This window comes from Deltaproteobacteria bacterium (genome assembly GCA_019309045.1).
In the GTDB taxonomy this organism is placed as follows: Bacteria; Desulfobacterota; Syntrophobacteria; order BM002; family BM002; genus JAFDGZ01.
Map to the genome: position 1 here is coordinate 15,239 of JAFDGZ010000055.1, position 12,309 is coordinate 27,547.

Annotated in this window: 10 protein-coding genes; 2 read left to right on the top strand and 8 right to left on the bottom strand. The window is 57.3% G+C overall.

Annotation, left to right across the window (positions count from 1 at the left end; genetic code table 11):
* Positions 1-134: 134 nt before the first annotated feature.
* Both queA and JRI89_12140 read right to left on the bottom strand, forming a co-directional pair.
* Entirely contained in the window at positions 135-1,178 is a 1,044-nt protein-coding gene (queA, locus tag JRI89_12135; protein ID MBW2071986.1) for a tRNA preQ1(34) S-adenosylmethionine ribosyltransferase-isomerase QueA, read from the bottom strand.
* A 130-nt stretch (positions 1,179-1,308) separates the two neighbouring features.
* Positions 1,309-1,518: a DUF2065 domain-containing protein gene (locus JRI89_12140; GenBank protein ID MBW2071987.1), complete on the bottom strand. Its 210-nt coding sequence runs from the start codon at positions 1,516-1,518 to the stop codon at positions 1,309-1,311.
* A 293-nt stretch (positions 1,519-1,811) separates the two neighbouring features.
* On the opposite strand from JRI89_12140, the gene JRI89_12145 reads away from it, so the two are divergent.
* A complete protein-coding gene (locus JRI89_12145; protein ID MBW2071988.1) occupies positions 1,812-3,479 on the top strand; it encodes an arginine--tRNA ligase in 1,668 nt (555 codons plus the stop codon).
* 28 nt (positions 3,480-3,507) lie between these two features.
* Positions 3,508-4,203 carry an SPOR domain-containing protein gene (locus JRI89_12150; protein ID MBW2071989.1) on the top strand — a complete coding sequence of 232 codons (696 nt, stop codon included), beginning with the start codon at positions 3,508-3,510 and terminating at the stop codon, positions 4,201-4,203.
* 985 nt (positions 4,204-5,188) lie between these two features.
* Here JRI89_12150 and JRI89_12155 read toward each other — a convergent pair.
* From JRI89_12155 to JRI89_12180, 6 genes are all read right to left on the bottom strand, one after another.
* Positions 5,189-6,997: a menaquinone biosynthesis decarboxylase gene (locus JRI89_12155; GenBank protein ID MBW2071990.1), complete on the bottom strand. Its 1,809-nt coding sequence runs from the start codon at positions 6,995-6,997 to the stop codon at positions 5,189-5,191.
* 70 nt (positions 6,998-7,067) lie between these two features.
* Complete coding sequence (locus JRI89_12160; GenBank protein MBW2071991.1) at positions 7,068-8,048, bottom strand: UbiA family prenyltransferase; 981 nt, start codon at positions 8,046-8,048, stop codon at positions 7,068-7,070.
* Between the two features lie 664 nt (positions 8,049-8,712).
* Entirely contained in the window at positions 8,713-9,447 is a 735-nt protein-coding gene (locus JRI89_12165; protein MBW2071992.1) for an ABC transporter ATP-binding protein, read from the bottom strand.
* On the bottom strand, positions 9,444-10,391 hold the full coding sequence (locus JRI89_12170) for an ABC transporter substrate-binding protein (GenBank protein MBW2071993.1): 948 nt from the start codon (positions 10,389-10,391) through the stop codon (positions 9,444-9,446). Before JRI89_12170 ends, JRI89_12165 begins: the two co-directional genes overlap by 4 nt.
* Position 10,392: 1 nt before the next feature.
* A complete protein-coding gene (locus JRI89_12175; GenBank protein ID MBW2071994.1) occupies positions 10,393-11,091 on the bottom strand; it encodes a TrmH family RNA methyltransferase in 699 nt (232 codons plus the stop codon).
* A 93-nt stretch (positions 11,092-11,184) separates the two neighbouring features.
* Positions 11,185-11,748: a DJ-1/PfpI family protein gene (locus JRI89_12180; protein ID MBW2071995.1), complete on the bottom strand. Its 564-nt coding sequence runs from the start codon at positions 11,746-11,748 to the stop codon at positions 11,185-11,187.
* Between the last annotated feature and the right edge of the window lie 561 nt (positions 11,749-12,309).

Genomic DNA, 12,309 nt, shown 5'->3' on the forward strand with positions numbered 1-12,309 from the left:
ATTGCTTGCCGAAATAGACAGCAACACAGGACAACCCAGGCTAAAGCCTGCGGCTATCGACTCGCTGCCGTGTCTGCAATCTCCTGTCACGCCTGGTTGACGATATTGGCTACAGGTGCACTTTCATTTTGCCATCAACCAATAAGCATTGCATCGCCATAGCTGTAGAACCGATAGCCGCAGCGGATGGCCTCAGCATAGGCGGTCAGGATCAATTCTCGCCCCGCCAGAGCAGAAACGAGCATGAGAAGACTCGAGCCGGGCAGGTGAAAATTTGTCAGCAGAGCATCGATTACCTTGAACTGGTATCCCGGATAGATGAAAAGGTCGCACCAGCCTTTGCCGGGCTCGAGCTGGCCGCTTCTGGCGCAGAACTCCAGAGCCCGCACTGTGCTGGTTCCCACTGCCACCACCCGCTTGCCAGCGTCTTTCGCCCGCCTGATATCCTCCACCAAATGTGGCTGAATGTCGAAATACTCTTTATGCAGTCTGTGCTTTCTGATGTCCCTTTCTCTGACCGGTTGAAAGGTCCCATAGCCCACGTGCAGCGTCAGAAAGGCCAGCCGGATGCCATGCTGCCGCAGCTGCTCCAACAAGCCTTCGGTAAAATGAAGACCAGCTGTAGGGGCAGCCACAGCTCCAGGATTTCTGGCGTAGACGGTCTGGTAGGCCAGCCTGTCTGCAAACCTGCTCTGCTGGTTGCCGTTGCGGCGAATGTAGGGAGGCAGGGGCACGCTCCCCGCAACCGTAAGGATTTCCAACATCTGTCGATGGTCTTCAAAGTCGAGCAGTACAAGTCCCTGGTGGAGATTCTCCACAACAGTTGCCCTGACTCCCTCTCGGAAAAAAATTCTTGTACCTGGAGTGGCAGGCTTGCTCGCCTTCAGCAGACAACGATACGGGGTTGTCTCCGTGGTGGGATGCAGAACCAGTACCTCCACCTTACCGCCAGACTCCTTCCTGCCCAGCAAGCGCGCCGGCACCACCTGCGTGTCATTGACCACCAGCAGGTCGCCAGGCCGCAACAGGTGCAGCAGATCAACTATGCCCCTGTGTTGGATATCACCGCTCGCTCGGTCCACAACCATGAGACGGGCGCGGTCCCTCGCCTCTGCCGGCGTCTGGGCAATGAGCTCTGCGGGAAGTTCATACTGGTAATCTTCCAGGCCGTAAGTCAACTGTTTCTCTCCCGGATAAATTGTAAACCTGAAAAGCTAAGCACAGTTAGAGTTGAACGTCAACAAATTTCGGACAAACCTTCCTGGCGTCCCGTCTTACTACCTGCGGTCCCTGTCAGCTAGATGGGCTTCAAAAAAAATTGCCCGGGCTGCCCAGGTAGACCAGCCCCATACCGATACACATGGCTCCGAAGCCGAAAAGCCGCAACTGGCCTGCAGGCAGTTCGCTGATCCGAAGCAGCCACGATTTGATCTTTTCAGGAAAAGCAAAATAGGGCAACCCCTCAAAAATCATAACCATGCCTATGACGCAGAGAAAAAACCTAGTGCCCTCTCCCATGGAGCCTCCCCCTCTTGCAAAGTCCAAGCAGACTGAAAGGCGGCATTCTAAGCCGCAGCTCATTTCTCTGTCAAGGTCGGTTATCGGTTGTCAGTTATCAGGGGTAAAGTGGACGCGGAGCGCTCTCTTCACTCTATGCCCCATGCCCTATGCTCTATGCCATCCACTGATAACCACTCTTCTTACCCTTGATTCTCGTTGACAAATCAGCTACTGTGTGCCCCACATTTACTGCCATCCCTGTCAGTTGGGTATTCAACAAAGAACTCTTCTCCCTTGTGAGCGGTTGTATTATGCTGCGATCCAGAACTCTCGAGCTGCTTACCGACACTTTGAGGCGCTGCAGTGACAATGGCCTTTTCACAGTGCCGCCAGATTTCAGCGTCCAGCTCGAAGTGCCGAAAAACGATGCGCATGGGGACTTTGCCACCAACCTGGCCCTGAACCTGGCAGCTCCGAATCGCTTGCCCCCGAGAGAAATCGCAGCTGCCTTCGTAAAAGAACTGGCCGACGGCGGCGGTCTCTTCTCAGAAGTAGAGGTTGCCGGCCCCGGCTTCATCAACCTGGTAATCAGCCCTTCGGCCTGGTACGAGCTCCTCAGCCACATTCACCAGCAGCACTATGCTTATGGTCGTTCTACTGTCGGGGCGGACCGCTATGTGCAGGTGGAGTTCGTCAGCGCCAACCCCACCGGTCCCCTGCACGTGGGACATGGCCGGGGTGCAGCTCTGGGAGACGCCCTCGCCAGGCTCCTGGAGGCCACCGGCCATCGGGTCGAGCGCGAGTACTATGTCAACGACGCCGGCACCCAGATGGAGACTCTGGGCCGTTCAGTGTTTCTGAGATATTTGCAGCTGCTCGGCCAGCGGGTGGAGTTCCCCGAAGCGTGCTACCAGGGAGATTATATCCTGGACCTGGCTCGCGAAATAATCGAGGACCAGGGTGATGTTCATGGCGACAGGCCCGAACAGGAAGTTCTGCCCTTCTTCAGCGATTATGCTGCCAGGCGAATTCTGCAAGGCATCCGTGACGATCTGCAGGAATTCGGCATTCGCTTCGACCGCTGGTTCAGTGAAAAAAACCTCTACGACAGCGGCGCAGTGGACAGGGTAATCGAAATCCTCCAAAAGGAGGGTCATCTCTACGAAAAAGACGGCGCCCTCTGGTTTCGAGCCACTGTCTTCGGCGATGAGAAGGACAGAGTCCTTGTGCGGGCCAACGGCATGAAAACCTACTTTGCTTCGGATCTGGCCTATCACCTGGACAAGTATGAGCGCGGCTTTGATCTGGTCATTGATCTGTGGGGTGCGGACCATCACGGCTATGTCCCCAGAATGCAGGCAGGGGTCCAGGCTCTTGGCCGCAAACCTGAAGATCTCAAACTCCTCCTGGTGCAGCTCGTCAATCTGCTGCGCCGAGGCAAACAGGTGGCCATGTCCACGCGGGCCGGCGAGTTTGTCACTCTCCGCGAGGTTATTGACGAGGTAGGCAGAGATGCAGCGCGTTTTACCTTTCTCACCAGGCGCTCCGACAGTCCCCTCGACTTCGATCTGGAACTGGTAAAAGAAAAGTCTGCCGACAATCCGGTCTTTTACGTGCAGTACGCCCACGCCCGCATCAGCAGTGTCATACGGGTTGCCAGGGAGCGGCAGTTGAGCCTGGCAGAGCCGACTGGCGAGCAACTGCAGCGGCTAAGTCTCCCGGAAGAGCTGGGTCTGATCAAACAACTGGGCCTCTACCCCCAGATTGTGGAAAACAGCGCTCGCTTTCTGGAACCGCATCGCATCCCCTATTATCTCACCCAGCTGGCTTCCGCCTTCCACAGCTACTACAACAAGCATCGCATCGTGCAGGAAGATACGGACCTGGCCCAGGCACGGCTTTATTTGGTAGAGGCGATTCGCATCGTGGTGCACAATGGTCTGGAAATACTCGGCGTGAGCGCCCCTGAGAAGATGTGAACCAATCTGGCAGAACACAGGGATTTTCGTGGCGGCAGCAAAAAAAAAGAGAGCAACCAGGAAGGCGGTCCACTTCGAATTGAGCAGGCTTGCTGTGGCTGGCTGGGGCCTGGGTCTGATCGTGGCCCTGCTGTGGATGTTCCTGCTCGGCCTATTCCTGGGAAAGGGGCTCACTCCCGGCAGCATAAACTTCGGAGAAATCAAGAAAAGGATGATGGCGGAACACATCTGGCCCGGATCTGGGGCCAGCAAGGAGCAGCCGTCAGAGACTACTCAGCATGCCACCAGCACTAAAGGCAAGATTCCTGTGGAAGAGCTGGAATTTTACGAAGCCCTGGCCAGGAAGAAGGAAAGGGCAAAGGTGAAAAGCCCTGCCAGCCACACTGCCAAAAGGAGCCGCCCAGCCACAGTAACTGCCAGCAAGCAAACTGCCAGGGCCGGCAGCAGCACCTCCAGCGAGGGTGGTCGCCAGACTGCAGCCGCGGGACGCTACACTGTGCAGGTTGCCGCCTTCAAAGATGAAGAAAGCGCCAGAAAATTTGCCAGCACTCTCAAAGGACTTCCTGCCAGACCCACCATCAGAACAGCAAACATCCCTGGCAAGGGACGCTGGTATCGGGTCCAGGTGGGAGATCTCACCAGCCGCAGCGCCGCCCAGACCCTGGCACAGCGCCTCGCCAGAGAACACCAGCTCAAACCTCTGGTGATCAAATTGGAACGTTAGCGCCGGCTGTGCTTGTCGGTTGTCGGTTAATGGCAAAATGAAAGTGCACCCCTTTCACTAGCCGATTGCTGGCGGCTAGCGTCAAGGACGAGCAAGCGGTCAGTACTACAATGGCGTCATGCCGCAATTGGTTGCCGAATTAGATAACAACACAGGACAACGCAGGCTAAAGCCTGCGGCTAGGCGGAGACGTTGTTCGGCTCTTTCTCCGTTGCTGGGACCCGTTCACTTTCGCGGCAAGATGCCGCTCCCACGATTATCGGCTGGCGGCCACGGCTTTCGGCTAATCTTGACCTAGAACAAAGGTCAAAAAGAAAAGCTATCCTGGTGGGCCGGCAGGAATGCCTGTGGAGCAAAGAACATTCGGAGCCACCGACAACTCATTTTGAGGAGCTCGGCCTCGGGCTGTGATGGCAGGAATGTCTGCGCAGCAAAGAACATTCGGAGCCACCGATAACTTATTACCCGCTACCAGAAGAGCCGAGGTTGATATGGAAACATGACTTACCCAGAGGCCAACTGAGGCTACCTGGAATTTGCGACTATGTTCTTTGCGGAGCAGACCTTCCTGCCAAGCACCTCCGCCTTGGGAGCTCGGCTACGGCTACGGTTACGAGGCCCGTTTCGGCTGGCGGCCACGTTGTTCGGCTCTTCCCTTGTTGCTGTGGTCCGTTCACTTTCGCGGCAACATGCCGCTGCCACGATTATCGGTTACGGCCAGGGCTGCGATGCCCGGTGATTAGCGGGCACCAGGCAGTAAGCACTAAGCAGTGAGAATCATTTTTAAACACGTAGCCTAAAACCGTAGCCGATACGGGCTTCGTTGCCGTTGCCCTAGCCCTTACCGCACTCCAGATACGGGCTTCCTTGCCGTTGCCCTGACCCTCACCGCACTCCAGATGCGGGCTTCCTTGCCGTTGCCCCTTTGACGTGCCCGGTTGCGGAGCCGCTCCTTCCTTATCGCTCCTGACAACGGCCAACCCAGTTAATCGAAAGAGAGCTCCTCCGGCCATTCCCGCGTGTGGCCGTCTGCAGCAATTTTCCTGCAGGCATCGACCACCAGGCGGGGCCCAGCAAGGAATATATCCCTTGCCGGATCCACGTTGTTGAACAGCTTCCACAGAACAAGCGAGCCGTCCTGCAAGTCGATGTCCGCATCGTAAAGGAGCATAATAGAGAAGGGCTGCAACTCGTCCAGCTGCAGCAAACCGTCGGCAAAGTATTTCCCGGGGCGCTGCTCGTTCTTTTCTACAGCGAAGAGAAGGATTCGGTTGCGAACCGCACTCTTGCCGGCAGCTGCCGCGGGCCAGTCAATACGCTGCAGCCGAGCCACTCCGGGCACCCGGCGCTGCACTTGCTCCAGCAGGCTAGCAGGCGGCAGCATGGAATCCGGCAGCGCAGGCGGCGGCTGCCTCGGCGGCTCCCCCGGAAACCTGCTGGTCAGATCTATGCCGATTTTGCTGCCGAAGTTGGGTGTGGGCGAGGAGTGGTCCAGAACGTCCAGGACACCCATGGTCAGGGTCAGGTCAGTGCCCGGGTCCAGCTTCTCGACAATAGCAGCCATAACCTGCTCGGCCTTGCTGGGGTCCACCTGCCGATCCACCACCACAATGGTCTTGCAAAAGCTCATCTGCCCCTGCCCCCAGAGGCCATGCATCACCTTATGGGCGTGGCCGGCGAACTCCTTGTCTATAGAAACTACCACAATGTTGTGAAAGACCCCTTCCCAGGGAAACCAGTAGTCCCTGATTTCTGGAAATGCCGCCTGCAGGATAGGCAAGAACAACCGCTCTGTAACCTTCCCGAGGTAGCAGTCTTCCATGGGAGGTCTGCCCACCAGGGTGGCACAATAGAGCGGCTTTTTTCGGTGGCTCAGAGCTGTCACATGGAAGACCGGGTAATCGTCCGCCAGGGAATAGTAGCCGGTGTGATCACCGAAAGGTCCTTCCCTTCTGAGTTCTCCTGGATCGACATAGCCTTCGAGAACGAATTCCGCCTCGGCAGGCACCTGCAGGTCCACGGTCAGACAGGAAGTCAGGCGCACCGGTCTGTTCCGCAGAAATCCTGCCAGGATCAATTCATCCATGTGGCGCGGCATGGGTGCGGTGGCAGCATAGATGGTGGCCGGGTCAGCGCCGATGGCTACGGCCACCGGCATCCTCTCTCTGGCCCTGAGGTATTCGTTGTAGTAGTGGGAGCCGTCTTTGTGAATGTGCCAGTGCATGCCTGTGGTCTTTCTGTCGAACACCTGCATGCGGTACATCCCCACGTTCCTCTTGCCGGTGGTGAGGCTGCGGGTGAATACCAGGGGCAGGGTAATAAAAGGCCCCGCATCCCTGGGCCAGCAGTGGAGCACTGGCAGCAGGGAGAGATCCACCTGGTCGCCGCGATAGACCACCTCCTGACACGGCGGCGTCTTGGTCCTCGTCCGGCGCGGAAAATACCGCGACACGGAAAGGGCCGTTGGCAGCAGGCCCAGCGCTTCTTTGAAAGTAGCCGGCGGGGTCAGCTCGAGCAGCGCCCGGATTCTGTCCCCCAGCTGCTCCAGGTCGTTGACGCCCAGGGCAAGGCAAATGCGCCGCCAACTGCCAAAGAGGTTGGTGGCTGCTGGGAAAGGGGAACCCTTGACCTTCTTGAAGTAAAGGGCCTTGCCGCCTCCGGGGCTCTTGGACTGCTCATCGGTGAGTTTGCTGATCTCCAGGTAGGGAGATACGGTTCGCTCCACCATCTCGAGCTCGCCTGCCCGCTCCAGTACTCTGATGAATTCCGTCAGGTTTCGGTACGATTGCTTCATAGGTCCTTTCTCGCGCCGGAAAATTGGTCGCTGTCAGTGCCTCGCAACTCCGCACCTGGCAAGTTCCCTGTCACAACCATCTCCTCAGCAGCTCGTCAGCAAGTATCCCCAGGAACAGGGTAACAGAGATGGCACTGTTTACATGAAAAAACGCTGTCTGTACATTGCGCAGGTCATGGGGGCTCACCAGCTTGTGCTCCAGAATGAGCAGATAGCCCATGATGACAACTGCGATCAGGTAGATGAGGCCCATGTCGAACACCACAAAGATGAGAAAGAAAAACAGGAAGGACAGACAGTGAAGAAGAGCAGAGATATGCAGGGCTGTGGCCGGCCCCAAGCTGGCTGGAATGGAGAACAGCCCCATCTTCCTGTCGAACTCCACATCCTGACAGGCATAGAGGATGTCGAAGCCGGCAATATACGTCAGGAGGGCTAGAGACAGGATGGTCACTGAAAAATCGAAGGTGCCGGTTACGGCAATCCAGGCCCCTATGGGTGCCAGGGAAATGCTGAAACCCAGATAGAAATGAGAAAAAGTGGTGAACCGCTTGGTATACGAGTAGAAGAAGAGGATAAAGAGTACGGGGATGGAAAACCAGAAGCAGAGCCTGCTTATCATGGCAGCTGCAAAACAGAAGAGAATAGAACTGCCGATCACGAAGAGCACCGCAGATTTCATGGAGAGCATACCGGCTGGGATTGCCCTCTGGGCAGTTCGGGGGTTCTGGCCGTCCAGCTGGGCATCGGCAATCCTGTTGAAGCCCATGGCAGCAGAGCGGGCCGTCACCATGGCCACCAGGATCCAGAAAAGCAGCTGCACCGTGATGTTGTGCTGCCGCTGGGCCAGGACCACGGCTGCCAGGGCAAAGGGCAGGGCAAATACGGTGTGGCTGAACTTGATCATGCGGCCGTAGATCTGCAGGTGCTTCAACAGCCGTGATGTCTTCTTTTTGGGCAGCACCCGGCCCGATTCTAGAAATTTCCAGGCGCACAGGGTTTTTTCCAGGTAGTTGAAGAATTCATAGAGCAGCACTCCGAGCAGGCTCATTCCCAGAATGCCGACGAACATCTGATCATAGGCAAACCGGCCCCAGGAATCCATGATCACGAAACCGAGTCCCCTGGTTGTGGCAAAAGACTCCACAAAAAAGAGCACTGCTATGCCGGTGCCGGTACCGATGCGCAGAGCCGTGAAGGCGGCTGGCAGCCCTGCCGGGACAATCACATGGCGAATGGCCTGCGAGGTGTTGCCGCCAAGAGAGCGAAAAGAATCCAGGTACTTTTTGTCCAGACCTGCCACGCTGTCCCTGGTAGCCACCACGATCTGGTAGCCAATGATCAGGCTGATCATGAGTACTTTGGGGAGATCCCCCAGACCGAACAGGATGAGAAACACCGGCAGCAGAACAATTTTGGGAATCGGGTAGGTCAGGAAGACAAAGGGAGAGAGGAATTCGTCCGCCCTTCTGTGGTAGCCGAGGAGAATGCCTGCAGGAAAACCCAGCGTCCAGGCAATGGCCATAGCTGCAGACACCCGGAAGCCGCTGGCCCAGAAATGCAGCCAGAATTCTCTGGTTTTCATGGCCCGGGCGAATGCCTTTACTGCCACCTCTGGTGGAGGCAATATGGTAGAGGCCAGCAGCACGGCACAGAGCTTCCAGCCAGCAAACAGCAAGATTCCAGAGGCAAGATAACAGCTGAATCTCCGCATATCAGAATTCCATGGCCTGGCGGACCTCTTTGACCTTGTCGAAAAAGCGGTTGTCAGTGCGGGCAGTGGGAGCCCCGAACTGTTCATTGCTGATGGTGGCTTTGATGCGCGTGGGCCGGTCGCTCAGAATCATAATGCGCTCTCCCAGAAACACGGCCTCTTCAACGCTGTGGGTCACCAGAATGTAGGTCAAGCGTCGCCTGAGCCACAGCTGCAGGATGACATCCTGCAAGTGCTCTCGAGTAAGGGCGTCCAGGGAAGAGAAGGGTTCGTCCATGAGAAGAATGGCAGGCCTGGTGGCCAGCGCTCGCGCAATGGCCACCCGCTGCTTCTGGCCGCCACTCAGTTGAGCCGGGTAGCGATTCGCCAGATTGTGCAGTCCCATCTCTGCCAGAAGCCTTGCCGTCATCTCCTGGCAGAGTTTCTCGGGGACATTCTGGATTCTGGGGGCCAGCGAGATGTTTTCGCCGACGGTTTTCCAGGGAAAGAGACCAAAGTCCTGCAGAATAATAGCTGTGCTTCTTCCAGAGTCGCCGTTGCTGCCATGGCGGATCGCCACGCTGCCGGAGCAGGGCTCCAGCAGGCCAGCCAGGATATAGAGCAGCGTGGTCTTGCCGCAGCCTGAAGGACCAATGATGGACATGGTCTTGCCCCTTTCCAGGGAAAAAGAAATGTTGTCCAGCACGGGCCCGCTCTCAGGATCGAATGTCTTGCCCAGCTCTTTCACCTCGATCATTTGGAGCCACCAACAATCATTTCATAGGGCAGGAGCTGTTTTACCATTGCCTTGTGCTGCAGCCACACCTGGGTGGCAGCCACATCACCGGGCAAAGGAAGCGACACTGGCGGAAATTCAGGGATGCGGTAGCTGTCCCTGATTGATTGCGGAAAGCGAGTGCGCCTCACCAGCAGATCCTTGAACTTCTCTGGATTCCTGTTTATCTCTCGCACCCCCTGCCTGTAAGCGATGAGAAAACGCTGCACCACAGTGGGGCTTCGCTTTATGAGGCTGCTCCGCACAGCCAGCACAGTGAGAGCCATATCCAGGTCTCTGTCGTCCGCCACCACCCTGGCGCCCTTGCTTTCGGCCAGAGTGAGCAGCGGTTCAGGGAGCAAAGCAGCGTCAACCTTATCTGCCAGCAGCATCTGCAAGCGAATCGGGATGTTCTTGATCTCCTGTTTTTTGACGAAGTCAGCTGGCAGCCCATTTTTCTGCAGGATTTTGTCCAGCAGGTATTCGATGATGGTCGCCCTGGAAATTGCCACCTGTTTGCCCCGGAGTTCCTCCAGACTGCGAACCTTCAGCGACGGGGCAGCCACCACGCCAAACATGCGAAACCTGGGGTTCGTATGAAAACAGGTGGTGATTATCTTTAATTGCTGGCCGCTGTGGATCAGCAAGACCGTATTCAGGATGTCGCCGAAATAGCCGTCCAGATTGCCGGCCTGCAGGGCAGCATCCCTTTCGAGAGCACTCTGGAAAGAAATGGTCTGCAGGGAAATTCCCTGGCCGGTGAAAAACCCCTTCTCCTGCGCCACTAACAGAGGCAGGGTGTCCACTACCGGCAGAATGCCGAACCTGAGAACTTCTGCAGCCCCTGCCGAGGCCGGCAACACCAGGCTCGCCAGCAAGAAAAAGCACACACCAAGGCGTCCTATTTTTGATCCGCAAGCTCTCATGTCATCTCCCCCCAACTGGTACGGCCTTCACCGCCGAGCCGTCTTGCCAGCGGAGCCCGGCAGGACTCAAGCCGTGGCGAAGCACGTACACAGCAACAGCAAATGCCACCGCTGCATTCAAAGAGGTTTTGCATCCCTGCATGGGTACACTGACAATTCGTTCACAGGCTTCTACAATGTCCGGGTCTACGCCGCACACCTCGTTGCCCACCACCAACACCACTGGTTCTGCCAGCACCTGCAAGCCAGGGGCAAAAAGGGACAGGGATCTGGAGCCGCCCTCGAGGGCCCACAGTCGAAAACCCTGTTCTTTCAGAGTCAGAGCAACAGCGAGACCGTTGCGGTGCGCAGACCACTGCACGGTGCGTTCAGCGCCCAGAGCGGTCTTGGCGAGTCTGGGATTTCTGGGGTTCGGGGTGATGCCGCAGAGGTACATGTGCGCTACGCCGGCGCCGTCCGCCGTGCGAAACATGGATCCCACATTGTAGATGCTGCGGATGTTGTCTAGAAGAGCCAGTACTTCGACCCCGCCCTGCGGCGGGCCGCAATTCTTCATGTGCCGTTCCCCGTAAGGTCCTCTGACCACCAGAGTGGCTGCCCCGCAAACAGGGCATCTCCTGGCTGCCGGGTGGCAGCTCGCTGCGGGAAAGCGAAATCCACAGCCTTCCTCTTTGCACTGATGCATGCTGTATTGTGTCACTGTACCTGTTCAAAGGGCCTGAAGAGCAAGCTGCCGCAGCCCTGTTCGTTTACCTGTTTCAGCGATACAGCCCGCCAGCACCTGGCGGCCATTTCAGGAGACCACCATGGGTGCAGCAACTTCCCTGGCTTTCTCATGGCCGTATAGACGGGCCACAAGTGCCAGAGCAAACTCCAGGGCGGTTCCCGGGCCTCGACTGGTAATGCAGTTGCCGTCCTCCACCACCCGCAACTCCACTGCGGCAGCATCCTGGAGCTGCTGAACAAAGCCGGGATGACAGGTAGCCCTGCGGCCGGCAAGCAGGCCGTGATGCTGCAGCACCACAGCTGGAGAAGCGCAGATTGCCGCGTAAAGGCGTCCCTCCTGCTGCTGCCGCTTCAGCATGGCTGCCAGGTCGCTGCAGTCGCGCAAGTGTTCGGCCCCGGGCATCCCACCGGGCAGCGCAATGAGATCGTACACCTGCGCCACACAGTCGCCAATCAGACAGTCTGCCACCAACCGCACACCGCGAGAACAGGTCACTTGCTGATTGCAGACCGAAGCCACCGTCACTGCTGCGCCAGCGCGGCGCAGCACATCGATGAGGCACACAGCCTCGATTTCTTCTGTGCCATCTGCAACAGGAACCAGCACCTTCCTGGATGTCTCATCTGCCATCGCCCTTGCCTCTGCCTCTCTTTGTCTCGTCAGCCATAACCCAGCCACACTCGGCCGCGCCCGCCCACTGCGGGTGCGTGGCCAATGTTACCATGGTTCCGTCAAAGAGAGAACCACGGAAAAAACAGGGGGCATTAGGTATCAGTTATCAGTTACCGGTTGATGGCAAAATGAAAGTGCACCCCTTTCACCGCCCGATTGCTGGCGGCTAACCTGAAGGCCGCGCCAGCGGCCAGTACTACAATGGCACCATGGCGCAATTGCTTGCCGAAATAGATGACAACACAGGACAACGCAGGCTAAAGCCTGCGGCTACCAACTCGTTGCTGTGCCTCCAGTTCCCTCTCCCGCCTGGTTGACGATATTGGCTGTCAGATGCACATTCATTTTGCCATGAACCAGTAAGCACTAACCAGGGAGAATCATTTGTAAACACGTAGCCTAGAACCGTAGCCGAAACGGGCTTCGTTGCCGTTGCCCCTTTGACGTGCTGGGCTACGGCCAGGGCTACGATGCCCGTTTCGGTTGGCGGCGAGGTTGTTCGGCTCTTCCTTCGTTGCT

What these genes read in the sequence shown, in the direction of transcription:
- JRI89_12145 (MBW2071988.1), top strand. Translation starts at nt 1,812, where the DNA reads ATGCTGCGATCCAGAACTCTCGAGCTGCTTACCGACACTTTGAGGCGC.
- JRI89_12140 (MBW2071987.1), bottom strand. Translation starts at nt 1,518, where the DNA reads ATGGGAGAGGGCACTAGGTTTTTTCTCTGCGTCATAGGCATGGTTATG.
- JRI89_12160 (MBW2071991.1), bottom strand. Translation starts at nt 8,048, where the DNA reads ATGAGCCTGCTCGGAGTGCTGCTCTATGAATTCTTCAACTACCTGGAA.
- JRI89_12180 (MBW2071995.1), bottom strand. Translation starts at nt 11,748, where the DNA reads ATGGCAGATGAGACATCCAGGAAGGTGCTGGTTCCTGTTGCAGATGGC.
- JRI89_12170 (MBW2071993.1), bottom strand. Translation starts at nt 10,391, where the DNA reads ATGAGAGCTTGCGGATCAAAAATAGGACGCCTTGGTGTGTGCTTTTTC.
- JRI89_12165 (MBW2071992.1), bottom strand. Translation starts at nt 9,447, where the DNA reads ATGATCGAGGTGAAAGAGCTGGGCAAGACATTCGATCCTGAGAGCGGG.
- JRI89_12155 (MBW2071990.1), bottom strand. Translation starts at nt 6,997, where the DNA reads ATGAAGCAATCGTACCGAAACCTGACGGAATTCATCAGAGTACTGGAG.